Origin of the sequence: Streptosporangium sp. NPDC049248, from assembly GCF_040678965.1 — a bacterium.
Classification (GTDB): domain Bacteria; phylum Actinomycetota; class Actinomycetes; order Streptosporangiales; family Streptosporangiaceae; genus Streptosporangium; species Streptosporangium fukuiense.
The window spans coordinates 29,068-55,222 of the sequence record NZ_JBFAQY010000014.1; the positions used below are offsets into that span (position 1 = coordinate 29,068).

The following is a 26,155-nucleotide window of genomic DNA, read 5'->3' on the forward strand; positions in this document are numbered from 1 at the left end:
TCAGGCGGGGTGATCGCCTGGCCCCGGACCCACAAAGAAAGAGTTGAGCGTGCGGGAACAGCAGGACGTCGCACGGCGGCGCGAACTGATGCGGCGGATGATGGCCGAGGCGGGGCTCAGCCCAGGCAGGGACAGGATCGTGCCACGCGGGTCCGGCGGCCCCGCACCGCTGTCCTACGCGCAGCAGAGCATGTGGCTGCACCACCGGACGTTTCCCGCCAGCCCGGCCTACAACGTCTGCCTGCTGGTGCACATGTCGGGTGAGCTCGACCCGGAGGCGCTGCGCGAGGCGCTGCGCGCCCTCATCCGCCGCCACGCGGTGCTGCGCACCGTCTACGACGACCGGGACGAGAACGGGCCGGTGCAGCACGTCCTGGCCGACGACTCCCTCGACCTTCCGGTGCGCGACTGCGCCGACGCCGAGGCACGCGCCGGGCGACTCGCGGCGCTCCCCTTCGACCTGCGCGCCGAGAGGCCGATCCGGCTGGAACTGCTCCGGCTCGGCGCACGGAGGTACGCCCTCGTCCTGGTCGTGCACCACATCGCCTGGGACGGCATGACCTGGGGTTCGCTCTCGCGCGACCTGTCGGCGCTGTACCGGGCCGCCGTCCTGGGGGAGCCAGACGGCCTTCCCACGCTGACCGTCCAGTATCCGGACTTCGCCGCCTGGGAGCAGGGCCGCCCGCGCTCCGCCAAGGAGATGGACTACTGGCGGCGGCGCCTCGACCCGCCGCCCGCGCCCCTCGACCTGCCCGCCGACCGCCCGCGCGGCGCGACCGCCTCCGAACGGGGCGGACGCCGGGCGCGTCGTTTCGACGACACGGTCACCGAGGGGATGCGGAGGCTCGCCGCCGCTGAGAACGTCACCCCGTACATGGTGATGCTCGCCGCCCACGCGGTGCTGCTGCACCGCTACACCGGCGCCGTCGACATCGCGATCGGCTCGGCGGTCATGAACCGCGAGCACACCGAGATCGAGCGGCTGGCCGGAAACTTCGGCAACACCCTCGTGCTCCGCACCGACCTGTCCGGCGCGCCCACCTTCCGCGAGGTCCTGCACCGGGTCCGCGACACCTGCACCGAGGGGTTCGCCCACCGGACGCTGCCGTACGACACGATCGTCCAGGAGCTGCGGCCCGCACGGCAGCGCGGCAGGTCGCCGTTCTTCGACACCATGCTGCTGTTCCTCACCCAGGAGATCGGCGAGCTGGACCTGCCGGGCGTCACCACGAGCTGGACGCACATCCACAACGGCACCACTCACTTCGACCTGTCGCTTGAGGCGTTCGTCAGGCCACAGGGCATGACCGTCGAGGCCACCTTCCGGCGCGAGCTGTTCGACGACGAGCGCGTCGACGCGCTCCTGGCCCACCTGGAGACGCTGCTTGAGAGCGCGCTGAGCCGCCCGGACCTGCGGATCGCCGACCTGGAGCTGCTCGCCGCGGACGAACTGGCCCTGCTGGCGGAGTGGAACGACACCGGGTGTCCCGTCCAGGACGCGACGGTGACCTCCCTGTTCGAGGAGCAGGTCGCGCGCACCCCGGACGCGGTCGCCGTCGCAGGCGGGGGCGACGGTGAGCCGGGCACGCTCACCTACGCGGAGCTGGACCGGCGGGCCTCGGGTCTCGCCCGGCTGCTGCGCGAGCGCGGCGCGGGACCCGACCGGGTCGTCGCGCTGGCCCTGCCCCGTACCCCGGACCTGGTGGTCGCGCTGCTGGCCGTGCTGAAGTCCGGCGCCGCCTACCTGCCGCTGGACACCGAGCACCCGGCCGACCGGCTGGCCTACATGATCCAGGACGCGGACCCGCTCTGCGTGATCGCGACTCCGGAGACCGCCGCCCTCCTCCCGGAGGGAACCGCCGTGCTGACACCGTCCGGACCCCTGCCCGAGCCCGAGCCGTCACATCCGGCCCGAGGCGGCGACCTGGCGTACGTCATCTACACCTCGGGCTCGACCGGCCGCCCCAAGGGTGTGGCGATCCCGCACTCCGCGCTCACCGCGTTCCTGCTCACGATGCGGGAGCGCCTGGCCCTGGGCGCGGCGGACCGGCTCGTCGCGGTGACCACGATCGCCTTCGACATCGCGGCGCTGGAGCTGTACGTACCGCTGATCAGCGGCGCGACCGTCGTGCTGGCCGGACGTGAGACCGTGCGCGACCCCGCGGCGCTGGGCGGCCTGCTCGCCGGGGCGACCATCGTCCAGGGCACCCCTTCGCTGCTGGGCTCGCTGGAGCCGGCCGCCCTGGCCGGGCTGCGGGTGCTCGTCGGCGGCGAGGCCCTGCCGGCCGCGCTCGCCGGGACCCTCCACTCGGTGGCGGCGTCGGCGGTCAACGTGTACGGGCCGACCGAGGCGACGGTCTGGGCGACCTCCGCCGACCTGCCGGCGACCGGGATCGGCCGCCCGTTCCCCAACACCCGCGCGTACGTCCTGGACCCCGCGCTGCGTCCCGCGCCGGTCGGCGTCCCCGGGGAGCTCTACCTCGCGGGCGAGCAGCTGGCCCGCGGCTACGCCGGCCGTCCGGGGCTGACCGCGGAACGCTTCGTCGCCGACCCCTTCGGCCCGCCGGGCGAGCGCATGTACCGCACCGGGGACCTGGCCCGCTGGAGCCGCGACGGGTCGCTGGAGTACCTGGGGCGCGGCGACGACCAGGTGAAGATCCGCGGATTCCGGATCGAGCCCGACGAGGTGCAGGCCGTGCTCGCCGCCCACCCCGGTGTCGCGCGGGTCGCGGTCGTGGTCCGCGAGGACAGGCCGGGCGAGCGGAGACTCGTCGCCTACGTCGTGCCGCGCCCCGGCTTCCGGGAGGCGGACCTGCGGGCCGCCGCGGCCGGAGTGCTGCCCGAATACATGCTGCCCGGTGCGGTGGTCACCCTTGAGGAACTGCCGCGGACCGTCAACGGCAAGCTCGACCGGACCGCGTTGCCCGCACCCGAGGTACAGGTGTCGAGCCGGGGGCCGCGCGACGACCGCGAGGCGGCGCTCTGCGCGGTCTTCGCCGAGACGCTCGGCCTGGACACGCTGGGAATCGACGTGGGGATCGACGACGACTTCTTCGCGCTGGGCGGCCACTCCCTGCTGGCCACCCGCCTCGCCGGCCGGGTGCGCGCCACGCTCGACGCCGAGCTCACCATCGCCGACGTCTTCGAGGCGCCCACCGTCGCCACGCTGGCGCCCAGGCTGGTGCGGGGCACCCGGCCGAGGGTGCGCGACGTGACCAGACCCGAGGTCGTCCCCGCCTCGGCGGCCCAGCGCGGCTTCTGGTTCGAGGAGCGGCTGCGCGGCCCCTCGGCCGCCGACGCGCTCCCGCTCGGCCTGCGCCTGCACGGCCCGGTCGACGTCGACGCGCTGCGTGCCGCGTTCGGCGACGTCGTGGCGCGGCACGAGGCGCTGCGCACCCTGCTGGTGGAGGGCCCCGACGGGTTGCCGGTCCAGCGTGTCGTAGAGGTCGGCGAGGCCGGCGAGGCCGGCGGGATCGTGTTCGACGTGGTGGACGCGCGCGGCTGGACCGAGGCGCGGCTGCGGGCCGCCGAGGCGCGGGCCGCCTCGCACGTCTTCGACCTCGGCGCCGACCTGCCGATCCGGGCGACCCTGCTGCGTGTCTCCGCCGAGGAGTCCGTCCTGGTCGTGCTCCAGCACCACGCCGCCGCCGACGAGTGGTCGTTCACGCCGCTGCTCGCCGACCTGTCCCGCGCCTACACCGCCCGCGGCGCGGGCACCGCGCCCGACTGGGCCCCGCTGCCCGTGCAGTACGCCGACTACGCCGTCTGGCAGAGCCGGACCGCCGGTTTCACCGACCAGCTGGCCTTCTGGGAGCGGACGCTCCGCGAACCACCCGAGGAGAGCACGCCGCCGGCCGACCGGCCCCGGCCCGCCGAGGCGAGCCACCGGGGCGGGCTGACCTCGTTCGAGCTGCCGCTGGCCGGTGCGCGCAGGCTGGCCCTGGAGACCGGAACCAGCGTGTTCATGGTCCTGCACGCCGCCGTGGCCGCGCTGCTGCACCGGGCGGGCGCGGGCGAGGACGTCGCGCTCGGCTCGCCCATCGCGGGCCGGGCGGACGCGGACCTCGCGGACCTGGTCGGGGTGTTCGTCAACCTCGTCGTGCTCCGCACCGACCTGTCGGGGGACCCGAGCTTCACCGAACTGCTCGAGCGGGTCCGGCACACCGACCTCGCCGCGTTCTCCAACTCCGACGTGCCGTTCGAGCAGGTCGTGGAACGGCTCGCGCCGGAGCGCTCGCTCGCCCGCAGCCCCTTGTTCCAGGTGATGATCGTCCACCAGCGGCTGGAGGACGTGCGGCTGCGGCTGCCCGGCGTGCGCGCCGAGCCGTTCCTGCCCGAGACCGGCGGCGTCAAGTTCGACCTGGACATCTACTTCGCCGAGGGCGAGGAGCGGATCGAGGGGTTCGTCGCCTACGCCGCCGACCTCTTCGACGCGGGGACCGTCACCGGCCTGCTCGCCGACCTCGGCGAACTGCTCGATCGGGTCACCGAGGACCCGGCGCGGCGCCTGTCGTCGCTCGGCGCCCCGGTCATCAGGCCCGACACCGTCCGGGAGTTCCCCCCGCTCACCGTCGCCGAGCGGATCGAGGCACAGGTGGCGCGCACCCCGCACGCCACGGCCGTCGTCTGCGGCGGCACCGTGCTCGACTACGCCGAACTGGACGAGCGGGCCGATGCCCTCGCCGACCGGCTCGCCGCGGCGGGAGCGGGTCCCGAGAAGATCGTCGCGATCGCGCTGCCCCGCTCGGCCGAGTTCGTCGTGGCGCTGCTCGCCGTGCTCAAGACCGGTGCGGCCTACCTGCCCATCGACACGACCTATCCCCGCTCCCGGATCGAGATGATGCTCGGAGTCGCCCGGCCCCTGCTGGTGGTCGGCGCCGACGAGCCGCCCCTGGACGCGCCGCCCCGCGCCCGGCACCGGCCCCACCCCGACCACCCCGCGTACGTGATCTTCACCTCGGGGTCCACCGGGACGCCCAAGGCCGTCGTCGGAACCCAGCGGGCGCTGGCCAACCGGCTCGCCTGGGGCGCCGATCTCGCCGCGGCCGGCGTGCGGGTGGCCAAGAGCTCCCCGGCCTTCATCGACGGCAGCACCGAACTGCTCGGCGGCCTCATCGCCGGTGACACCGTCGTCGTCGCGGACGACGAGACCGCCACCGACGCGCTCGCCCTGGCCGAACTGATCCGCGGCCACGGGGTGAACCTGGTGACCGTCGTGCCGAGTCTGCTGGCCGCGCTCCTGGAGACCGGAGAGTTCGGCTCGGTGACCACGTGGGTGAGCAGCGGCGAGGCCCTGCCCACCGCCCTGGCCGAGCGGGTCCCCTCCCGGCTGGTCAACCTGTACGGCTGCTCGGAGGCGGCCGGGGACAGCCTGATCGCCGAGGGCGGTGGCGGGCTGGTCCCGATCGCCAACACCGTCGAGTACGTGCTGGACGCCGGGCTTCGCGAGGTGCCGGTCGGTGAGCTCTATCTGGCCGGAGACGGCCTGGCGCGCGGGTATCTCGATGACCCGGCCCGTACCGCCGAGCGGTTCGTGGCCAACCCCTTCGGCCCGCCGGGCTCGCGGCTCTACCGCACCGGCGACCGGGTGCGCCGCCGCCGCGACGGCACCCTGGACTTCCTGGGCAGGGCCGACGACCAGATCAAGATCCGTGGCTTCCGGGTCGAACCCGGTGAGGTCGAGGCGGTGCTCGCCGCCCGGCCCGGCGTGCGGCAGGCGGCCGTGGTGGCCCGCACGGGCCCGCGCCTGGTCGGCTACATCGTGGGTGAGACCGGCCTCGACCTCGACGCATTGCACGCCGGGCTCGCTGAGATCCTGCCGGACCACCTGGTCCCCTCGGTGCTCGTCGGCCTCGACCGGCTGCCGCTCACCCCCAACGGCAAGCTGGATCGGCGGGCGCTGCCCGAGCCGGCGGCCCGCGAGGGCCGGGCGCCGCGGACCGACGCCGAGCGCGGCCTCGCCGGGCTCGTCGCCGAGACCCTCGGGCGGGACGGCGTCAACGCCGACGACGACTTCTTCCGCACCGGCGGCGACAGCATCAGCGCGGCCCTGCTGGTGGGACGCGCCCGCCGCGCGGGCCTCTCCTTCACGGTCCGCGACGTCTTCCGGTCGCGTACCGTCGAGGCCCTGGCCCGGATCGCGGTGGCCCTGCCCGCCGATGTGCCCGCCGATGTGCCCGCCGATGTGTTCGGTGATGTGCCCGGTGGTGTGCCCGCCGACGCCGCGCGGGTCCACCCCGAGGGCGTGACGGCACCCTCGGGCGGGTCGTCCGAGTCGCGCGCCGAACTGCCGCTCTCGCCGCTGCAGGAAGGGCTGCTGTTCCACCTGATGCTGGCCGGCGAGGACCGCGACGTCTACGTCCAGCAGGCCGTGGTGACCCTGTCGGGACCCGTCGACCCCGGCCGCCTCGCCGGGGCCGCGCGCCAGGTGCTGCTGAAGTTCCCCAACCTGCGGGCCGGGTTCCGCACCGACGGCGGCCGGGCGGTGCAGTTCGTCCCGGAGCGGTTCGAGGTCGACTGGACCTATGCCGAGACCGGCGAGGCGGAGGCGCTGGAGGCGTTCGTCGAGGCACAACGCGCCCGGCCGTTCGTCCCCGACTCCCCGCCGCTGATCCGCTTCGCACTGGCCAGGGTGGCCGAGGACGACTTCCGGCTGGTGCTCACCTCCGAGCTGATCCTGCTGGACGGCTGGTCGGGTGGCCTGCTGGTCACCTCGCTGCTGGAGTTCTACACCGACGCCGACGCCGAGCGGGACCGTCCCGTGGTCGGTTTCCACGCCTACCTCGACTGGGTGAACGGGCAGGACCGGCAGGCCGCGACCAAGTCCTGGGGCCGCGCTCTGGACGGGCTCGACGAGCCGACCCTGCTCAGGCCCGAGTCGGCCGACCGTCCCGCCGACCTCGCCGGTGCCGGGGAGATCCACCGCGCGCTGCCCGAGGACCTCACCAGTCGGCTCGGTGCCCTCGCCCGAGAGTCCGGGCTCACCCTCGCCGCACTGTACGAGAGTGCCTGGGGGCTGCTGCTGGCGGGCCTCACCGGCCGTGACGACGTGGTCTTCGGCGTCTCGGTGTCCGGTCGCCACCCCGACGTGGACGGCGTCGAGTCCGTCGTCGGGCTGCTGTTCAACACGGTCCCCGTCCGGGTGCGGGCCGCCGCGGCGGACCCGCTGCGTGCCGTACTGGAACGGACGCAGACCTTCCAGTCGGAGCTGTTCGACCACTCCTACGTCGCGCTCGCCGACGTGCAGCGGGTGACGGGCCTCGGGACCCTCTTCGACACCCTCTTCGTGTTCCAGAACTTCCCCGGCATGCCCACCGACCGCGGCTTCGGCCCCGGAGGCGACGTGCGGGTGCTCGGCCGCCAGGTCCGCGACGCGACCCACTACCCGATCACCATGGTCGTCGAACCCGGTGCGGGCCTGCGCGTCATGTACCGGGGCGACGCCTTCACCGAGGCCGAGACCGAACGTCTCACCGACCGGTACGTGCGGGTCCTGGAGACGCTGGCCGCCGCGCCCGAGACCCCCTGCCACCGGCTCGACCTGCTGCTGCCCGACGAGCACGACCGGCTGCGCCGGGACTGGGCCGAGGCCGAACGGCCGGTGCCCGACCTCACCATCGCCGAGCTGCTCGCCGAGCAGGCCGAGCGCACCCCGCACGAGCTCGCCCTGGTCTCCCAGCCCGACGTGCGGCTCACCTACGCCGAGCTGGACGCCGCCGCCAACCGCCTGGCCAGGCTGCTCAGGGCGCACGGGGCGGGCCCCGAGCGGGTGGTCGCCCTGGCGCTGCCCCGGTCGGCGGAGATGGTCGTCGCGCTGTTCGCGGTGCTCAAGACGGGCGCCGCCTACCTGCCCCTGGAGCTGGACTACCCGGCCGAGCGGCTGGACTTCATGCTGGCCGACGCCGCCCCGGTCTGCCTGGTCTCGCACCGCGACATCGCCGACGGACTGACCTGCCCGGGTGCCCCGGTCCTGCTCGACGACCCGGCCGTACAGGAGCGGCTGGCCGCGCTGCCCGGCACCGGGCTGACGAGGCAGGAGCTGCCCGATTTCGGCAGGGAGGTGCCGGGCCGGCTGGACCACCCGGCGTACGTGATCTACACCTCCGGCTCCACCGGGCGCCCCAAGGGCGTGGTCACCCCCTACCGGGGTCTGACCAACATGCAGTTCAACCACCGGGCCAACATCTTCGACCCGGTGGTGGCCTCGGCCGGGCGCCGGCTGCGGATCGCGCACACCGTGTCGTTCTCCTTCGACATGTCGTGGGAGGAACTGCTCTGGCTCATCGAGGGCCACGAGGTGCACGTCTGCGACGAGGAGCTGCGGCGCGACGCCGAGGCGCTCACCGAATACCTGCGGCGTCACCGGATCGACGTGATCAACGTGACGCCGACCTACGCGCAGCAACTCCTGGAGGAGGGGCTGCTGGACGGGGAGCACCGCCCGCCGCTGGTGCTGCTGGGCGGCGAGGCCGTCCCCGCGGCGGTCTGGGACCGGCTCGCGCGGGCCGAGGGGGTGCTCGGCTACAACCTCTACGGCCCGACCGAGTACACGATCAACACGCTGGGCGGCGGCACCGAGGACAGCGCCACGCCCACGGTCGGCAGGCCGATCTGGAACACCCGCGGCTACGTGCTCGACGGCTGGCTGCGGCCGGTGCCGCCGGGCGCGCCGGGGGAGCTCTACATCGCGGGCGCGGGCCTGGCCCGCGGCTACCTCGACCGGCCCGGCCTGACCGCCGAACGGTTCGTGGCCGACCCCTTCGGCGGCGGCCGGATGTACCGGACCGGCGACCTGGTGCGGGTGCGCCAGGACGGCAACATCGACTTCCTGGGCCGCACCGACGAGCAGGTGAAGATCCGCGGCTACCGGGTCGAGCTCGAGGAGGTCGAGAGCGCGCTGGCGGCCGAGCCCGGCGTCGGGCAGGCGGCCGTCATCGCGGTCGGCACCGACGTGCCCGGTGTGAAGCGCCTCATCGGCTACGTGGTGCCCGACGGCGCCGCGCGGCCCGACGCCGAGCGCGAGCACCTGGCGGAGTGGCGGCAGATCTACGACGCCGAGTACACCGAGATCGGCACGGCGGTGCACGCCGAGGACTTCGCGGGCTGGGACAGCAGCTACGACGGGCTGCCCATCCCGCTTGCGCACATGCGCGAATGGCGCGACACCACGGTGGCCCGCGTCCAGGCCCTCACCCCCCGGCGGGTGCTGGAGATCGGCGTCGGCACCGGCCTGCTGCTGTCGCGGCTCGCCCCCGGCTGCCAGGAGTACTGGGGCACCGACTTCGCGGCCCCCGTCATCGCCAAGCTCCAGGCGGACCTCGGCCCCGGCTCGCCGGTACGCCTGAGCTGCCGGCCCGCCCACGACACCGCGGGGTTGCCCGCCGGCCACTTCGACACGGTGGTCGTCAACTCCGTGGTCCAGTACTTCCCGAGTGCCGGATACCTCGCCGACGTGATCGCCGCCGCGATGGACCTGCTCGCCCCCGGCGGTGCGCTGTTCATCGGCGACGTGCGCGACCTGCGGTCGGTGCGTTGCCTGCACGCGGCGATCCAGCTCGGCAGGGGCGGTGGCGACGGCGACGGTGGCGGCATCGGTGCGGCGGCGATCGACCGGGCGGTGCGGATGGAGAAGGAACTCCTCCTCGACCCCGCGTTCTTCGCCGCCCTCGACCTGGCCGCGCGGGTGGAGGTCCGTACCAAGCGCGGCGTCCACCACAACGAACTCAGCAGGCACCGCTACGACGTGACGCTCTGGAAGTCACCCGCCGTGCCCTCCATCGAGACCTCGGTGCTGGACTGGGCGGGCCTCGACGACCTGGCCACCCGGCTGTCCGGCGGTCTTCCCGGGCCGCTCAGGGTGCGTGCCATCCCCGATCCCAGGCTCTCCGCCGAGCTCGCCGCGCTACGTGCGATCGAGGGCGGGGCCCTCGCGGAGGAGGCGCGCGAGCTGTTGCGGGCATCCCCGCGGGGCGTCGAACCCGAACTGCTGTACGCGCTCGACCCGGGCGTGGTGACCACCCCCTCGGCCGAGGTCGGTCACTACGACGCGGTCTTCGGCGGCGGGGCAGCCTTCCTGCCGGCCGATCCGGAACGCAGGCCCACGTCGTACGCGAACAACCCGGCGGCGGCCCGCGACCACGGGGCGCTCGCCGCCCGGGTGCGCGAGGGGCTCAGGCGGCGGCTGCCCGGCTACATGGTGCCGAGCGCGGTCATGACGCTGGACGCGCTCCCGCTGACCGTCAACGGCAAGCTGGACCGGCGGGCACTGCCCGCCCCCGACCGGCAGGGGCCGCGCGGCAGGGGCCGCGCCGCCAGGACCGCGGTGGAACAGCTGCTGTGCACGCTCTTCGGCGAGGTGCTCGACGTCGCCGGCGTCGGGATCGACGACAACTTCTTCGAGCTGGGCGGGCACTCGCTGCTGGCGACCCGGCTGGTCGGCAGGGTCCGCGCGGTGCTCCGCGCCGAGCTCGCGATCCGGGACCTGTTCGAGGCGCCGAACGTCGCCGAGCTCGCCACCCGGTTGCACGAGGCGGCCGGTGTCGCGCTCAGGCCCCCGCTGACTCCCCGGCGGCGTCCCGAACGCGTCCCGCTGTCGTACGCGCAGCGCCGGCTCTGGCTGCTCGACCAGATCCTGCGTGAGGACGAGGGGCCCCGCGAGGCGTACCACCTGCCGCTGGCCGTGCGCCTGAGCGGCGAGATCGACGTGGCCGCGCTGGAGGCCGTGCTCGGCGACGTGACGGCCAGGCACGAGAGCCTGCGGACCGTCTTCGCCGAGCACGAGGGCGTGCCGTACCAGCGGGTCCTGCCGCCGGAGTCGGCACGCCCCGCCCTGGAGATCACGGCCTGCTCGCCGGAGGAGGTGATCGCGCGTCCGTTCGACCTGGCCACCCAGATCCCGCTGCGGGTCGCACTCATCCCGGAGGGGGAGAACGAGCACCTACTGCTCGCGGTCTTCCACCACATCGCGTTCGACGAGTGGTCCTTCGGGCCGTTCGCCAGGGACGTGGCACGAGCCTACGCCGCGCGGGTGGACGGAGCGGCGCCCGCGGGGGAGCCCCCCGCGGTGCAGTACGCCGACTACACGCTCTGGCAGCGTGAGCTGCTCGGCGATCCGGTCGACCCGGGCAGCCCGCACGCCCGCCAGCTCGCCTACTGGGCGAAGGCGCTGTCGGGCATGCCGGCGGAGATCCCGCTGCCGGTGGACCGGCCCAGGCCGGCCACCGTCGGCCAGCGCGGCGCGACCGTGACCAGGCGGCTGCCCCAGGCGCTGGTCGAGCGGCTCCGCGGGCTCGCGCGCGAGGCCCGGGGGAGCATGTTCATGGTCTGCCAGAGCGCGGTCGCCGCGCTGCTGCACCGCGCGGGAGCGGGGGAGGACATCCCGCTGGGCAGTCCCGTCGCGGGCCGCACCGACGAGGCGGCCGGCGACCTGGTCGGCTTCTTCGTCAACACGCTGGTGCTCCGCGCCGACGCCTCGGGCGACCCCTCCTTCACCGAGCTGCTCGCCCGCGTCCGCGACACCGACCTGGCCGGTCTGGCCAACCAGGACCTGCCGTTCGAGGCGCTCGTCGAGGCGCTGCGGCCACCCCGGGTGCCCGGCCGCAACCCGCTCTTCCAGGTGATGGTCGGCTACGAGAACCAGGCCATGGGCGAGGTGCGCTTCCCCGGGCTGCGGCAGCGGGAGGCGCTCTTCAGCCCGCCCGCGGCCAAGTTCGACCTGGACTTCATCTTCAGGGAGCGGGGCGAGGAGCTCCATCTCGTCGTCGACTACTCGGCCGACCTGTTCGACCCGGCCACGATCGACACGATGCTCCGCGCGCTCGTCGACGTGCTGGAGACCGTCGCGGACGACCCGGAGACGCGGCTGAGCGACCTGCCGGTGGCGCTCCAGGCCCGTACGGTCACCCAGGCCGGCACCGGGTACGCCGCCCGGCGCGACGACGACCGCGAGGCGCTGTTGTGCCGGGCGTTCGCCGAGGTCCTGGAGGTGGACGTGGTCGGGCCGCACGACAACTTCTTCGAGCTGGGCGGTCACTCGCTGCTCGCCATGGAGCTGGTGCGCCGGATTCGCAGGGAGCCGGGCTGTGCCGGAGTGAGGATCGCGACCCTCATGACCGCCCAGACCGTCGCCGAACTCGTGAACCGGCTGGAATAAGGCGCTTCACACGGCCTCCAAAGATTGCTAAGTTAGGTTAGCCTTACCTAATGCTGAGAGCCCTTGCCGGCTCTGGAAGGAAACCCACACCTATGCGCGACACGATGCGCCGCCTGGCCGCGACAGGAACGCTGCTGCTGGGCCTCGGCCTGGTGGGCGCGTGCGCCGGTGACGGCGGCGAACGGCCCGCCGCGGGCACCCCCGCGACCCAGGCCGCCTCCGGGTTCCCGGTCACCATCACGCACAAGCTCGGCACCACCACGATCGAATCCGCCCCCCAGCGCATCGTCGCCCTCGGCGAGGTGGACCAGGACACCCTGCTGGCCCTGGGGGTGCAGCCGATCGCCATGGCCGAACTGACCGGCGTCCAGGCCGACGGGCTCGCCCCCTGGACCGCGCCCAGGATCTCCGGAGCCAAGCCGACGCTGCTGAAGGCCGGTGAGTCGGGCTTCTCGCTGGAGCAGATCGCCGCGCTCAAGCCGGACCTGATCCTCGCGGGTGGCGACTACTACATCGACAAGGAGTACGCCAACCTCTCCCAGCTCGCGCCGACCACCGCCTACCAGACCGGCCCCGCCGAGGACTCCTGGCAGACGGTGGCCCGCCAGGTCGCCAAGGCGGTCGGCAGGACCGACGAGGGCGAGAAGCTCGTCACCGACGTCGAAGCGAAGATCGACTCTGTCAAGGCCGCCTACCCCGAGCTGTCCGGCAAGAAGTTCGCGCTGACCAGCGTCTTCCCCTCGGGGAACATCGGCGTGCTGAAGTCCGAAACCGATATCAGCGTCCAGCTCTTCGAGCAGTTCGGGCTGGTGCTGCCCGAGGAGATCAAAACGCTTCCCGGCGACGGCTTCGCGGCCGAGCTGAGCATGGAGAAGGTCAAGGTCCTCGACGTCGACCTGCTGCTCAGCCACTACAACGACGACGCCGCCACGCAGAAGAAGATCGAGGCCAACAAGCTCTTCGCCGGCCTGGACGTGGTCAGGCGGGGCTCCTACGTGCCGCTGGACCTCACCGCGTTCTGGCCGCTGCGCACGCCGACGCCGCTGGCGGTCCCCCACGTGATCGACCAGGTCGTGCCGCGGGTCGCCGAGGCGGCCAAGGCCGCCGGCGCGTCCTGACACACCCCGCCCCCCTTCCCCGCCGCCTCGGTGGCGGGGACCATCTCCTCAATATGTGAGAGGCGAACATGTCGAGCCCGGTCTATGACGTCGTGGGCATCGGTTTCGGCCCTTCCAACCTCGCGCTCGCGGTGGCCCTGGAAGAGGAGCGCGGCTCCGATGTGAACGCGGTCTTCTTCGAGAGGCAACCCAGGTTCGGCTGGCACCGCAACATGCTCATCGAGGGCGCCACGATGCAGGTGCACTTCCTCAAGGACCTGGTCACCCTGCGCAACCCGACAAGCTCCTACTCCTTTCTGTCCTACCTCCAGGACAGGGGGAGGCTGGTCGACTTCATCAACCACAAGACCATGTTTCCCACCCGGCTGGAGTTCCACGACTACCTGGAATGGGTCGCCGCCTCCTTCGCCGGTCTGGTGCGCTACGACTCCGAGGTCGTCGCGGTGCGTCCGTACGACGACGACACCCTCGAGGTCGTCGTGGAACGCGGCGACGAGCTGCACACCTGCCTGACGCGCAACCTCGTGATCGCGGCCGGACTCGAACCCGTGCTGCCCGACGGCGTGCGGCAGGGCGAGCGGATCTGGCACACCGAGGAACTGCTGGCCAGGCTCGAATCCCTCGGCGAGCGCGTCCCGGCACGGTTCGTCGTGGTCGGCGCCGGGCAGAGCGCGGCCGAGGCCGCCGAGCACCTGCACCGCACCTACCCGTCCGCGGAGGTCTGCGCCGTCTTCACCAGGTACGGCTACTCGCCGGCCGACGACAGCCCCTTCGCCAACCGCATCTTCGACCCGCAGGCCGTCGACCACTTCTTCGCCGCCCCCGAGGAGGTGAAGCGCATGCTGCTCGCCTACTCCAGGAACACCAACTACTCGGTGGTGGACCTCGACCTCATCGACGAGCTCTACCGGCGTTCCTACGCGGAGAAGGTCGCCGGTGTCGAGCGGCTGCGCATGCTGAACGCCTCCCGTCTGCTCGGCGTGGACGGCGACGGCGACGGCGCCCGCGTCAGGATGTGCTTCCTGCCCACGGGCGAGGTGAGCACGATCGAGGCCGACGCTGTCGTCTGCGCGACCGGCTACCGCGAGCGCGATCCGCGAGACCTGCTCGGCGAGGCGGGCGAGCACTGCCTCACGGGTGAGACGGGCGCGCTGCTGGTGGAGCGTGACTACCGGGTCGCCACCGTCCCAGGCCGGACCTGGGGCGTCTACCTCCAGGGGGCCACCGAGGACACCCACGGGATCGCCTCCTCGCTGCTGTCCATGACCGCCGTCCGCACCGGAGAGATCGTGCGCTCCATCGCCCGGCGCTCGGCGGGGGTCCCCCAGGGGGCCGAGTCGTAACCGGCGTTCCGGAAGGCGGCGCCGGACTCCTCGGCCCGCTCGGGCGCGGAACGTCCCGACACGGGGTGATCGGCTGCGTGACTCCATGTGTTCACTTGATTACCTTTGGTGGTGCCATGCTCCGTAGGTAACCGAGGAGGATCATGAACACCTTCACCCGCAGTGTCCGCATCGGCCTGGCAGGGGCGGTTCTGGCCGGCGCCGGCCTACTCGGCGTACTTCCCGTGACCGGTGCCCACGCCGCGTCGTCCCAGGTCGCGCCGGCGGTCGCCTGCTCGTCCACGGCTGCGGACGGCTGGATCTGCTACCTGCGGTACTGCGACGCCTACTACTGCTACTACGACTGCTATCCGACCCTGGCCGCGCGCAACAAGGGGGAGAAGCCCTCCGACACCATCCGTGTTCCCAAGCCCGAGGGGACACCGCCCGCCCAGATCACCAAGCCCTGACCGGCGGAGCCGGGACACCGTGGACCAGGTACGTGCGATCGTGCCGTCCACGCTGTGGAGGGCTCACCGCGAGGGTTTCCGCGGCGCACCGGACGGCCGTCCGGGCATCTGCCCGGACGGCCGTCCTGTGCGGCCGGCCGGGCGGCTCCGGCCGGGCTGAGACCTTCTCGTCCCGGAGCCCGCCCCGGGACAAGCCAGACGCAAGGGGCTTCCAAGTCGACGGGGATATCCCTTTAGCCATGCGTAAGGGATTGATCGGTGTGATGTTGACGGCGCTGCTCGCCGGAGGCCCGGCCGTCGCGGCGGAGGCCACGACGGAGAAGGCCACCGCGGGAGCGGTGAGCGGGGACCTGCTCCACTGGGGGCCGGTCCGGTCGGCGGGCGGGCACGGCGGGTATGCCAGGGCCAACGTGTGGATCACGGACTTCGGCGCCGAGACGTTCACCGTGTCCGGAACGCTCCACGACCGCGACGGACACCCCGGCCACTGCGCCTACATCCGCGCCAGGTTCCACTACACCGGAGGCGGTACGGGCTGGGCCCGGCCACGCTCGACCTGCCGCGCGAACGACCTGTTCAGGCTGTCCTCGGACGGGGAGATCACCCGGGTGGACGTCAGGGTCTGCGTGCTGGACAGCAGGAAGCGCAGAACCTCGCACTGCCATGTCGACGTCATCCGCGCCGAGACCGTCGCCAACTGGCCGCGCTAGCCGTACTCACCCCGCGGTGCGGCAACGGTGACCGGGTGTCCCGCCGGACCCCGTCCGCTCGTACAGCCCGGACGGCCGGGATGTCGTCGCGCCCCACCCGGGGACACCCGCGGTCGGCTCCGTGCGCGCCGGCCCGGTCGGCCGGTGCGGCGGGCACATGGCGGGCCATGCCCCTCCTCCGGTCGCGATGCCGCCGCGCCGTCGAGCGACTCCGCCCGGTTCAGGGGTGGAGGGCGAGCCCCTTGAGCACCTTGTCGACCCCGTTGCGCGGGCCGTACACCGCGAGCCCGACCAGGCGGAGTTCCTCGGCGGGCACGGCGCGCACCGCGGCCCGGTTGTCCTCGTCGTTGTCGGTCTTGAACAGTTCCTCCGTGTACAGGGCCGTCTCCAGCCCGCGTGCCAGCGCGCGGGCGTGTGCCGCGGCGAGGCCGGGGCCGTCCGCGGCGTAGACCAGGACGGGCTGGCGGAACATCGCCAGGTAGTGGTTGCCGGACCCGTCGGCGTACGGCTCGCCCATCGCCTCGGGTCCGCCCCCCGCCACTCCGCTCGCCAGGAACGCGGTGACGTTGAGCTTCTGCCAGAGGGCGAGGTCCGCGCGCACCACAATGCCGATCTTCGTGTCGAAACGCATGTCCCGCAGCATCTCCGGCCGCGCCCCGCCGGGTATTGAACGCTCGTGCGGCACGAGAGTGAGCTGCTTCTCGTCTCCGGTCGAGGTGGGCGACGGCCAAGCCCTGACCGTTCCGAACACCGGAACCGTGACCGGGAAGCGATTCAATGGCCCCATGTCAGGTGACTGGTCGCGCTACTGGTGCTCGCCCCGGCCGGGGCTGGAGGCGATGCACGCCCACTTCGAGCGGCACACCTACCACCGGCACAGCCACGAGACCTACTCCTTCGGGATCACCGACGACGGCCGGCAGGCGTTCACCTGCCGGGGTGCGGGCCACACGAGCACGGCGGGGATGGTGCTGGCGTTCAACCCGGACGACCCGCACGACGGCCGGGCGGCCGACGAGCTCGGTTTCACCTACCGGATCGTGCACATCGGCCCCGAGCTCGTCTCCGGTGCGCTGGCCGGGTTCGCGGGCCGCGCGGCCGGGCTGCCGCTGTTCGCCGAGCCGGTCGTCCACGACCCGGTGCTCGCCGGAGGGCTGGGCCGCCTGCACGCCGCGCTTCTCGGCGGAGCCCCCGCCCTGGTCGCCGACGAGCTGCTGGACGCGGTCATTCCCGACCTGGTCCGCCGCGCGGCCCTCAGCGGTCCCGCCGCGAGGGGCCCGCGGTTCCGGGCGGGGAGCCGGGGCGCGGCGGACGTCGCCGGGCAAGTGGCGGAACTGCTCGAGGACGACTACCGGACCGACCACACCGCCGACTCCCTGGCCGCCGTGTCCGGATCCAGCAGGTTCACCGTCTACCGGGCCTTCCGGGCGGCGTACGGGATGGCGCCGAGCGATTACCAGCGGCAGGTTCGCCTGCGGGTGGCTCGTGGGCTGCTGTCGCGGGGCACGCCGATCGCGGACGCCGCGGCGGAGACCGGTTTCGCCGACCAAAGTCATCTGAACCGCTGGTTCGTCCGCTGGTACGGCATCACCCCGGGTGTCTATCGCCGTGCCGCCCGCTGAACCGAGAGGCATCCTCATGATCGGTCCGTCACGGCAGGGCGACGGTGCCGGAGGTGGACAGGGTTCCCGCGTCGCCGGCCTGCGCGTGTTCGGCGGCGCGGGGCGGGTCAGCTCTTCCGGTGGGCGGCGACGACCTCGCCGATCGCGTCGAGGACGAGGTCGGGCTGGGCGTTCTGAACATAGTGCTCGGTCGTGTCCGCGACGACCAGGCGGCCCCGGGCCGACAGCGCGGCCAGGCTCCGGGCGTGCGCGACGGCCTCGGCCGGCTGGCCTCCCGCGGAGATGACCACTACCGGCAGGTCACCCCAGGCCTTCGGACGGACCGTCGCGCGGACCTGGGCGGCGCTGTCCACCGAGGCCCAGGCCTCGGCGCGGCCGGCTGCCATGCTGCTGGAACCGTAGACGACGGTGGCGTGGGCGCGGGCCGTCGCGGTGGCGTCGGCCGGTACGAAGACGTCGTCCAGCAGCCGCAGCAGGCCGAGCCGGGCGATCAGCTGGTTGACGGTGAACTGGGCCGAGATCAGCGGCCGGGAGATCAGCAGCGCGGTACCGGCCGTCTCATCGGTGACGTCGATCAGCACCAGCCCGGCGGTCAGGTCTCGCCACCGGTCGGCGAAGACACGAACGGTGTTGCCGCCGTAGGAGTGCCCGACCAGGACGTAAGGTCCTGCCTCCCCGGCGACGGCCAGTAACGTGCGCAACTCTTCGGCGAGGTGCTCCGCCGTACGCGGCAGAGGGCTGTCCTCGCTCCAGGCGTATCCGGCCCGGTCGTAGGAGCACACCCGGCTGCCGGTGGCGAGCCCGCGCTGGATCGTCTCCCAGCTCGCGCTCGACTCCGCCAGTCCCGCCTCGAGCACGACGGTGGGCGCGCCCCTCCCGGTGCAGTGCAGGTGGAGGCGGTGGCCACCCACGTCGACCAGCCGCCCCGGTGGCCGGTGTCGTCCGGCGTCGTCCTGCCGGGCGGCCGTCTCGTAGAGGAACCCGGCCCCCGCCGTCAGCACGAACAGTCCCGCGCCCCAGGCGGTGATCCGCAGCAGCAGCCTTCGTGGTCGCCACCTGCCGGGTCGTACCCGGGTGTTCGGGGGCTCTTCGTCCTTCATGTTTCCGAATCTAGGGAAACGGCTCGCCCGTTCCCTCCTCCACGGAGAGGAACCCGCGGTGCTACCCGTGTTTCACCTCTGCCCGGTCCCTCCTCCTCCGGGAGGAACCGGATCGGGTACGAGCCGGGCACGGTGAGATGGACGACATGAGGGCGGCCCGCGTCTCTCCGGCGACGGCCACCGGCTCTTCCCGCGAGGCCCCGCCGCTCACCTTTCGAGATGCCGTCCGGCGGCCTCCCGATTCTAGAGAGTCTCTCTAGAATCGGCTACGATTTAGCCATGGGACCTACTGTCGTCATCACCGGTGGCAACCGCGGGATCGGCCTGGCCACGGCCGAGGAGTTCGCCCGCCGCGATCACCGGGTGGTGGTCGTGGCCAGGAACCCCGCCGCGGCGGGCGAGGCCGCCCGGCTCGGCGCCGATCTGGTCGCCGGAGACCTCTCGACGTTGAAAGGGGTCCGGGCCGTCGCCGAGGCACTGGCCGGAACCTGCCCGCGGCTCGACGTGCTGGTGCACAACGCCGGGATCTGGCCATCGGCGCGGCGGCTCACCGAGGACGGGTTCGAGGAGTCCTTCGCCGTCAACCACCTGGCGCCCTTCCTGCTCAACCACCTGCTGGAGGATCGCCTGAGCAGGGTCGTCCAGGTCACCGCGGGCCTGTACGGCACGGGCCAGGTCGACCTCGCGCGCACCCCGGCCGGAGCGGACTTCTCTCCGCTGCGCACCTATGCCAACACCAAGCTCTGCAACCTGGCGCTGATGCCGCTGTGGGCCGAGCGCTGGAGGTCACGGGGCATCACGATCGACGCCGTCCACCCCGGAGTGATCAGGACCGGGCTCGGTGACCGGAGCGGCCTCGCGGGGGTGCTGCTGAGGGCCGCGAAGCGGCTGTGGAAGGCGCCGGCCGACGGCGCGGCGCCGGTCGTACGGCTGGCGCTCGACCGGGCCGGCACCGGACGGTACTTCGACGTCGACCGCGAACTGCCCCTCGCCTCCGTGGCCGCCGACCCCGCGCGGGCGGGGGAACTGTGGGCGCAGGCCGCGGAGCTGACCGGTGTCGCCTAGGCAGCGGCGCGGCGAGCAGACCCGGGAGCGGCTGCTGGCGGCGGCACTGGACCTCTACGCGGAGAAGGGCGCCGACGGCTTCACCATGACGGCGGTGACCGCTACCAGCGGCGTCAGCGTCGGAAGCCTCTACCACCACTTCGGCAGCTTCGACGGGCTGGCGGCCGCCCTCTACGCGCGCTGCCTGTCCGACCTGCTCGACGCCGTCATCGCCGCACTCGACGCGGTGCCGCAGGGGCGGGAGGGAGGCCCCCGCGACGGTACCGAGGCGCGGGCCGCCGCCGGCGTCCGGGCCGTGGTCACCGGATATCTCGGTTTCACCCGCGAGCACACGGCCGCCGCGCGCTTCGTCCACGCCTCCGCCTACGCCGACTTCCTGGCCGCGCACGAGGATCTGATCGCGGAGGAGAAGGAGCCCAGGCTGGCCGGGATCCTGGGCTGGCTGCGACCGTACATCAGGGCGGGGCTGGTCGTGGGGCTGCCCGACGAGCTGATCGAGATGCTGGTCGTCGGCCCGGTCGCGGAGACGGCCCGCCGCTGGCTGGCCGGGGCCCCCGGTATCGACCTGGACGAGGCGTCCCGACTGCTTCCCGAGCGGATCTGGCGATCCCTGCGGGCCGCCGAGGCTCCGATGGCGAGGTAGGAGAGGGTACGAGGTGCCAAGCGTGGAACGCCCAAAGACGGGGTGAACCGCTTGATCATACGCATACGGCATTATCACCGCACTGTTCATGTCTTTCGTACCCCGGTGGGAATTATCTCCTTGTGAAGAGTAAGGTTGCCCTGCCCTAATTTAGGCAAGCCTTTCCATCTCATGGAGTGACGGTGTTCGCCAGCTATCTCATCGGATTACGCGAAGGTCTGGAGGCCGCGCTCGTCGTCTCCGTGCTCGTCGCTCTCCTCGTCAAAAGTGATCGACGTGACCGGCTTCCCCTCGTCTGGGCCGGGGTCGGCGCCGCTCTCGTGCTGTCGATCGCGTTCGGCGCGCTGCTCACCTTCACCGTCGCCCATCTGGAATACCGGCAGCAGGAGTTGTTCGAGGCGGTCACCTCGCTGCTGGCCACCGTGTTCGTCACCTGGATGATCTTCTGGATGCGGGGTGCCGCCCGTACGATCTCCGGTGACCTGCGCGCCAAGCTGAGCGAGGCCCTGGAGGTCGGCGCGATCGCGGTGGTCGTGATGGCCTTCCTCGCCGTGGCGCGCGAGGGCCTGGAGACCGCGTTGCTGTTCTTCGCCTCGGTGCAGGGCGCCACCACCACCGCGGTCCCGCTGATCGGGATCAGCCTGGGGCTGATCACCGCGGTCCTGCTGGGCTGGGCCATCTACCGCAGCGCGATGCGGATCAACCTGACCAAGTTCTTCACCTGGACCGGCCTGCTGCTGATCCTGGTCGCCGCCGGAATCTTCAAGTACGGCGTGCACGACCTGCAGGAGGCGGCCGTCCTGCCGGGCCTGTCCAGCTACGCCTTCGACATCAGCGGCGTGTTGCCCGCCGACTCCTGGTACGGTGCCCTGCTGGCCGGGATGTTCAACATCACCCCGCAGCCGAGCGTGCTGGAGACGGTGGCCTGGGCCGCCTACGCGGTGCCCACGCTCATCCTCTTCCTGCGGCCGTGGCGCAGCCGCCCGACCCCCTCACCCGCCACCCCCTCGACCGACCCGCAGCCCGCGGGCTGAAACCGCCTGAACAGGACGATCATGCGTACTTCCCTTGCCATCGCCGCGGGCGCACTCGCCCTCACCGGCCTCGCGGCCTGCTCCTCCGAGCCCACCCCGGCCACGGACGCGGGTGCCTCCGCGGCTCCGGCCAAGGGCGGTCCCGTCGCGGTGGCCGCCACCGACACCGAGTGCAAGGTCGCCGTCACCGAGGTGGCCGCGGGCACCTCGACATTCGCGATCACCAACGGTGGCACCAAGGTGACCGAGTTCTACGTCTACGCTCCCGGCGACCGGGTCATGGGAGAGGTGGAGAACATCGTGCCGGGCCTGACCCGCGAGGTGATCGTCGAGTTGCCGGCCGGCAGCTACGAGACCGCCTGCAAGCCCGGCATGGTCGGCAAGGGCGTCCGCGGCCCGCTCAAGGTCACCGGCGAGCACAAGCCGCTCAGCGACGACGCCCAGCTCGCTGAGGCGACCGCCAGCTACAAGCGCTACATCAAGTCGCAGAGCGACACGCTGCTGGTCAAGGCGCAGGAGTTCGTCGACGCGGTCAAGGCCGAGGACATCGACAAGGCCAAGGCGCTCTTCCCGGTCTCCCGCACCTACTGGGAGCGGATCGAGCCGGTCGCGGAGATCTTCGGCGACCTCGACCCGGCCATCGACGCCCGGGAGAACGACGTGGCCGAGGGGGAGGAGTGGACCGGCTTCCACCGGATCGAGAAGGACCTCTGGGTCAAGAAGGATGTCAGCAAGGACGGCCCGATCGCCGACAAGCTGATGGCCGACATCAAGACCATCGTGGAGCAGTCCAACTCCGCCGAGCTGTCGCCGGTGCTGCTGGCCAACGGCGCCAAGGGCCTGCTCGACGAGGTGGCCTCCGGGAAGATCACCGGTGAGGAGGACCGCTACTCGCACACCGACCTGTGGGACTTCGACGCCAACCTGCAGGGTTCCAAGGCCGCGGTGCAGGCGCTCCGTCCCGTTCTGGAGGAACGCGCCCCGGAGCTGGTGAAGACGCTGGACGAGAAGTTCGCCGGGGCCGAGGCCGCGCTCGGCGCGCACCAGAAGGGCGACGGCTGGAAGCTGCACACCGAGCTGTCCAAGGACGACCTCAAGAAGTTGTCGGACGCGATCAACGCGCTCGCCGAGCCGATCAGTAAGATCGCCGCGGTGGTGGCGAAGTAACGAGCGACCTGTCGTAGAGAGGGTTCGATGAGCGAGCGGATCAGTCGCAGGAAGCTGTTCGGCATGGGCGCGGCCGGCGTGGCGGTCGCCGGCGCGGGTGTGATCGCGGTGCGCGGGATCGGTGACGAGCCCGCGCCCACCACGGTCGCCTCCGTCTCCGACGCGGTCCCCTTCTACGGCGAGCACCAGGCGGGCATCGTCACCCCGGCACAGGACCGGCTGCACTTCGTCTCCTTTGACGTCATCACCGAAAAGAAGGCGGAGCTGGCCGAACTGCTCCAGGAGTGGACCGCCGCCGCGGCCCGGATGACTCAGGGCCAGGAGGCGGGCGCGTTCGGCGCGGTCGGCGGCGAGCCGGAGGCGCCGCCGGACGACACCGGCGAGGCCCTCGGCCTGCCCGCCTCCGGGCTGACGCTGACCGTCGGCTTCGGCGGATCGCTCTTCGACGACCGGTTCGGGCTGGCCTCGCGCAGGCCGGCCGCGCTGGCCGACCTGCCGCACCTGCCCGGCGACGCGCTGCTGCCGGAGATCTCCGGCGGTGACCTGTGCGTGCAGGCGTGCGCGCACGACCCGCAGGTGGCGGTGCACGCCATCCGTAACCTGGCGCGCATCGGCTTCGGCCGGGTCTCGGTGCGCTGGTCCCAGCTCGGCTTCGGACGCACCTCGTCGACCTCGCGCGCGCAGGCGACGCCGCGCAACCTGATGGGGTTCAAGGACGGCACGGCCAACCTCAAGCTGGAGGACGTGGCGCTGCTGAAGGAGCAGCTCTGGGTGGGTTCCGGCGACGGCCCCGACTGGATGACCGGCGGCAGCTACCTGGTCACCCGCAAGATCCGGATGCTGGTCGAGACCTGGGACCGGGCGCCGCTGGTCGAGCAGGAGCAGATCTTCGGCCGGGACAAGGGGGAGGGGGCACCGCTGGGCAAGAAGAACGAGTTCGACCCGATCGACTTCGAGGCCAAGGGGCCCGACGGGAAGCCCCTGATCTTCGACGACGCGCACGTACGGCTCGCCCACCCGTCCCACAACGGCGGTGCGCACCTGCTGCGCCGCGGCTACAACTACGTGGACGGCTCCGACGGCCTGGGCAGGCTGGACGCCGGCCTGTTCTTCATGGCCTACCAGCGCGACCCCCACCGCCAGTTCGTCACCGTGCAACGCTCCCTGGCGGGCAAGGACTCCCTCAACGAGTACATCAAGCACGTCTCCAGCGCCCTGTTCGCCTGCCCGCCCGGCGTGCGCGACGCGGGCGACTACTGGGGCCGCGCTCTGTTCTCCTGACCATCGAGGCCGGTGCGGGACGCCCTCGAAAAGCGCTGTTCCGCGCGGCGACGGGCCTGGTGGCCACAGCCGGTGAAGGGCCGCGCGCCGCCGCGTCGCCATGGCGGTGTTCCCAGTCGCCGGAGTTCCCGTCTCACCGGTGCCTTCCCGGCTCGTACCGCTCCTCCCCGGATATTCCGACCGGCGTCAGGTCAGCGCAGAGTCCGGCAGAACATGTCGAGGGTGATCTCGATGATCTCGGACGTGTCCTCCGCGCCGAGGCCGCCGGAGGACTCCGACGCGAGGCGCCGGGTGCCCGCGCGGAGCACGCCCCAGGCGAGCTCGGCCCGCAGGGCGGGATGGTCGTATCCCGCCTCGCGGAGCACGTCGCCGAGCGGCTCGATGAGCGACCCGTGCAACTCCTCCAGCCGTGCCAGGCACTCGGCCGGCAGTCCGAGCGTCTGCGCCGCCGGGACCAGCGCGTAGTCGGCACTGCCGACGAACTCGAGCGCGACCCTGCCGTACGCCCGGAGCCGCCCGTCGAGTGAGCCGGTCGGCCCGTCGGGCGGGGCTTCCGCCATGGTGGCGCGCAGGCGGCCGGCCCAGCGGGGGAAGCCCTCCTCGGTGAGCTGGGCGAGGATGTCGGCGGTGGAGGAGAAGTAGCGGTAGACGCTCGATCGGGCCAGGCCGATCCGGGCGCCCACCGCCGCCGGGGTGAGCGCGTGCACACCTTGCGCGGCCAGGATCTCGCGCGCCGCCTCCAGCAGGGCGGCGTGCTGGTTGGCCCGGTGGTCGGCGACGGTCGCCGCGCTGATCCTCGGCATCTACACCTCCTGGTGGCGTCCTCCGCTGTCCGGCCCGGGTGTCCCCGCTCCGTCACTGTCATTCTCCCCGCCTTCGTCCCCGTCCGCGTCCTCGCCGGCCCGGGTGGGAGCGGCGGTACGCGGGAGCAGGAACGTGAAGCCGAGCCCGGCCAGCAGGACCAGCCCGGTGATGACCGGCACCCTGCGGGTCGCCTCCGTGGCGCCCGCGACCGCCGCCGCGTGGACGGCCGGATCGCTCAGCCCCGGGATGGCCGCACCACCGCTCTCCTGCACGGCGTTCGCCACGCTCGTGCGGACCTGCTCCGGATAGGAGGACATGTTCTTCTCGACCGACGAGCCGAGTCCGGTGACCAGCACCCCGCCCAGGACGGCGACCCCCAGCCCCGCACCGACCTGGCGGATCGCGCTCTGCAACCCGGAGGCCTGACCCGCCTGCCGGGCGGGCACGTCGGCCATCAGCACGCTGGTGAGCTGGGCCGTGGCGAAGCCGATGCCGAAGCCGTAGACGAGCATCCAGGGCACGATCCGCCACACGCTCATGCCGGCCTCCAGGGAGAGACCGATGCCGACGGCGCCCACGACCTCCAGGGCGAGGCCGATCTGCACGACCGTCCGTGAGTTCACCTTCCTGGTCAGGACGGGGACCACGCCGCCGGCCAGGAAGGTGCCCACGGCGAGGGTGGCGATGATGAGGCCGGCCGTGAACGCGCTGTGGCCGAGCGCGGACTGCAGGAACAGCGGCAGCACCAGGATCACACCGAACTCGCCCAGCGCCACGATCATCGCGGCTATCGCGCCGTAGCGGAAGCCGGGCAGTGTGAACAGTGTCAGGTCGATCAGCACGGGGCGCCCGGCCCGCTCGCGTCGCCGCTCCAGCAGGATGAAGGCGGCCACGGCCAGGATGCCGATGCCGAACGCGAAGGGCACCGGGGAGACCTCCTCGAACCGCAGTCCGAAGAGTTCGGCGGGCCGCAGGGGAGTGAGCCAGCCGTACTTCTGACCCTCGATGAGGCCGAAGACGACGGAGAACATGCCCAGCACGATCAGCGCGATGCCCAGCGGGTCGTGACCGGTGGCCCGATCCTCACGGGAGGCGGGGATGCGCAGCGCGCCGAGCAGGACCAGCGCGCCGATGGGCAGGTTGATCCAGAACGCCGCACGCCAGCCGTGGTCGGTGACCAGCCAGCCGCCGACCAGCGGCCCGATGGCGGCCATACCGCCGACGATCGAGCCCCAGATCGCGAATCCGATCACCCGCTGCCTGCCGAAGTAGGTGGAGTTGATGATCGCGAGCGTCATGGGCATGGCCATCGCGGCGCCCACTCCCTGGATTGCCCTGGCTCCGATCAGCATCGCGCCGCTCCCCGCGACCGCCGCCAGCAGGCTCGCCACCAGGAAGACCACGATGCCCGTGGCGAACAGTTGCGGCCTGCCGCGCTGGTCACCGATACGGCCCAGCGGGATGAGCAGGGACGCGAACACCAGCAGGTAGAGGGAGTTGACCCACTCCACATCGGTGACCGTGAGCCCCAGATCGTCGATCATCGCCGGAACGGCGACGTTCACGATCGTCGCGTCGATGACGACCATCGACACACCGACCGCGAGCACGAAGAGAGGCAGCCAGCTTTGACGAGAACTTGGCGACGACATGTCGCGAACTATAGCA

At 72.3% G+C, this 26,155-nt stretch carries 15 protein-coding genes; 11 read left to right on the plus strand and 4 right to left on the minus strand.

Translation table 11 applies throughout. The annotated features are described in order from the left end of the window. Nucleotides 1-49 precede the first annotated feature (49 nt). The 5 genes from AB0K21_RS24485 (at nt 50) to AB0K21_RS24505 (ending at nt 15,771) form a co-directional block, all read left to right on the plus strand. Nucleotides 50-12,151, plus strand: a complete 12,102-nt coding sequence (locus AB0K21_RS24485; protein WP_364153424.1) for an amino acid adenylation domain-containing protein — start codon at nt 50-52, stop codon at nt 12,149-12,151. A 92-nt stretch (nt 12,152-12,243) separates the two neighbouring features. Then, nucleotides 12,244-13,269, plus strand: a complete 1,026-nt coding sequence (locus AB0K21_RS24490) for an iron-siderophore ABC transporter substrate-binding protein (RefSeq protein WP_343978950.1) — start codon at nt 12,244-12,246, stop codon at nt 13,267-13,269. A gap of 68 nt (nt 13,270-13,337) precedes the next feature. Continuing rightward, nucleotides 13,338-14,612: a lysine N(6)-hydroxylase/L-ornithine N(5)-oxygenase family protein gene (locus AB0K21_RS24495; RefSeq protein ID WP_343978947.1), complete on the plus strand. Its 1,275-nt coding sequence runs from the start codon at nt 13,338-13,340 to the stop codon at nt 14,610-14,612. 143 nt (nt 14,613-14,755) lie between these two features. Further along, complete coding sequence (locus AB0K21_RS24500) at nt 14,756-15,061, plus strand: hypothetical protein (RefSeq protein ID WP_343978944.1); 306 nt, start codon at nt 14,756-14,758, stop codon at nt 15,059-15,061. A gap of 239 nt (nt 15,062-15,300) precedes the next feature. Further along, the gene (locus AB0K21_RS24505) at nt 15,301-15,771 is read left to right on the plus strand and encodes a hypothetical protein (RefSeq protein WP_343978941.1); all 471 of its coding nucleotides are present in this window, start codon (nt 15,301-15,303) and stop codon (nt 15,769-15,771) included. 220 nt (nt 15,772-15,991) lie between these two features. Here AB0K21_RS24505 and AB0K21_RS24510 read toward each other — a convergent pair whose 3' ends face one another. Then, on the minus strand, nt 15,992-16,402 hold the full coding sequence (locus AB0K21_RS24510; protein WP_343978938.1) for a DUF2000 domain-containing protein: 411 nt from the start codon (nt 16,400-16,402) through the stop codon (nt 15,992-15,994). 154 nt (nt 16,403-16,556) lie between these two features. On the opposite strand from AB0K21_RS24510, the gene AB0K21_RS24515 reads away from it, so the two are divergent. Then, a complete protein-coding gene (locus tag AB0K21_RS24515; protein WP_343978935.1) occupies nt 16,557-17,393 on the plus strand; it encodes an AraC family transcriptional regulator in 837 nt (278 codons plus the stop codon). Nucleotides 17,394-17,500: 107 nt separating this feature from the next. Here AB0K21_RS24515 and AB0K21_RS24520 read toward each other — a convergent pair whose 3' ends face one another. Next, nucleotides 17,501-18,493 carry an alpha/beta hydrolase gene (locus tag AB0K21_RS24520; RefSeq protein ID WP_343978932.1) on the minus strand — a complete coding sequence of 331 codons (993 nt, stop codon included), beginning with the start codon at nt 18,491-18,493 and terminating at the stop codon, nt 17,501-17,503. 279 nt (nt 18,494-18,772) lie between these two features. On the opposite strand from AB0K21_RS24520, the gene AB0K21_RS24525 reads away from it, so the two are divergent. The 5 genes from AB0K21_RS24525 (at nt 18,773) to efeB (ending at nt 23,683) form a co-directional block, all read left to right on the plus strand. Further along, on the plus strand, nt 18,773-19,558 hold the full coding sequence (locus tag AB0K21_RS24525) for an SDR family NAD(P)-dependent oxidoreductase (RefSeq protein ID WP_343978929.1): 786 nt from the start codon (nt 18,773-18,775) through the stop codon (nt 19,556-19,558). Next, the gene (locus tag AB0K21_RS24530; protein ID WP_343978926.1) at nt 19,548-20,201 is read left to right on the plus strand and encodes a TetR/AcrR family transcriptional regulator; all 654 of its coding nucleotides are present in this window, start codon (nt 19,548-19,550) and stop codon (nt 20,199-20,201) included. The genes AB0K21_RS24525 and AB0K21_RS24530 overlap by 11 nt, the downstream gene beginning before the upstream one ends. Before the next feature lie 182 nt (nt 20,202-20,383). Next, nucleotides 20,384-21,235, plus strand: coding sequence for an iron uptake transporter permease EfeU (gene efeU / locus AB0K21_RS24535; protein WP_343978923.1), 852 nt, complete (start codon nt 20,384-20,386; stop codon nt 21,233-21,235). A 21-nt stretch (nt 21,236-21,256) separates the two neighbouring features. Beyond that, a complete protein-coding gene (efeO, locus tag AB0K21_RS24540) occupies nt 21,257-22,402 on the plus strand; it encodes an iron uptake system protein EfeO (protein ID WP_343978921.1) in 1,146 nt (381 codons plus the stop codon). 27 nt (nt 22,403-22,429) lie between these two features. Next, on the plus strand, nt 22,430-23,683 hold the full coding sequence (gene efeB, locus AB0K21_RS24545; RefSeq protein WP_343978919.1) for an iron uptake transporter deferrochelatase/peroxidase subunit: 1,254 nt from the start codon (nt 22,430-22,432) through the stop codon (nt 23,681-23,683). Nucleotides 23,684-23,874: 191 nt separating this feature from the next. On the opposite strand, the gene AB0K21_RS24550 is transcribed toward efeB, so the two are convergent. Together AB0K21_RS24550 and AB0K21_RS24555 are read right to left on the minus strand one after the other, a co-directional pair. Continuing rightward, nucleotides 23,875-24,486, minus strand: coding sequence for a helix-turn-helix domain-containing protein (locus AB0K21_RS24550; protein WP_343978916.1), 612 nt, complete (start codon nt 24,484-24,486; stop codon nt 23,875-23,877). Then, a complete protein-coding gene (locus AB0K21_RS24555) occupies nt 24,487-26,139 on the minus strand; it encodes an MFS transporter (protein ID WP_364153437.1) in 1,653 nt (550 codons plus the stop codon). Nucleotides 26,140-26,155: the final 16 nt, after the last annotated feature.

Bases quoted from the DNA above. Each gene is read 5' to 3' on its own strand.
- AB0K21_RS24490 (WP_343978950.1), top strand. From the start codon at position 12,244: ATGCGCGACACGATGCGCCGCCTGGCCGCGACAGGAACGCTGCTGCTG.
- AB0K21_RS24500 (WP_343978944.1), top strand. From the start codon at position 14,756: ATGAACACCTTCACCCGCAGTGTCCGCATCGGCCTGGCAGGGGCGGTT.
- AB0K21_RS24495 (WP_343978947.1), top strand. From the start codon at position 13,338: ATGTCGAGCCCGGTCTATGACGTCGTGGGCATCGGTTTCGGCCCTTCC.
- AB0K21_RS24515 (WP_343978935.1), top strand. From the start codon at position 16,557: ATGTCAGGTGACTGGTCGCGCTACTGGTGCTCGCCCCGGCCGGGGCTG.
- AB0K21_RS24510 (WP_343978938.1), bottom strand. From the start codon at position 16,402: ATGCGTTTCGACACGAAGATCGGCATTGTGGTGCGCGCGGACCTCGCC.
- AB0K21_RS24550 (WP_343978916.1), bottom strand. From the start codon at position 24,486: ATGCCGAGGATCAGCGCGGCGACCGTCGCCGACCACCGGGCCAACCAG.
- AB0K21_RS24555 (WP_364153437.1), bottom strand. From the start codon at position 26,139: ATGTCGTCGCCAAGTTCTCGTCAAAGCTGGCTGCCTCTCTTCGTGCTC.
- AB0K21_RS24520 (WP_343978932.1), bottom strand. From the start codon at position 18,493: ATGAAGGACGAAGAGCCCCCGAACACCCGGGTACGACCCGGCAGGTGG.
- AB0K21_RS24505 (WP_343978941.1), top strand. From the start codon at position 15,301: ATGCGTAAGGGATTGATCGGTGTGATGTTGACGGCGCTGCTCGCCGGA.
- efeO (WP_343978921.1), top strand. From the start codon at position 21,257: ATGCGTACTTCCCTTGCCATCGCCGCGGGCGCACTCGCCCTCACCGGC.
- efeB (WP_343978919.1), top strand. From the start codon at position 22,430: ATGAGCGAGCGGATCAGTCGCAGGAAGCTGTTCGGCATGGGCGCGGCC.
- AB0K21_RS24525 (WP_343978929.1), top strand. From the start codon at position 18,773: ATGGGACCTACTGTCGTCATCACCGGTGGCAACCGCGGGATCGGCCTG.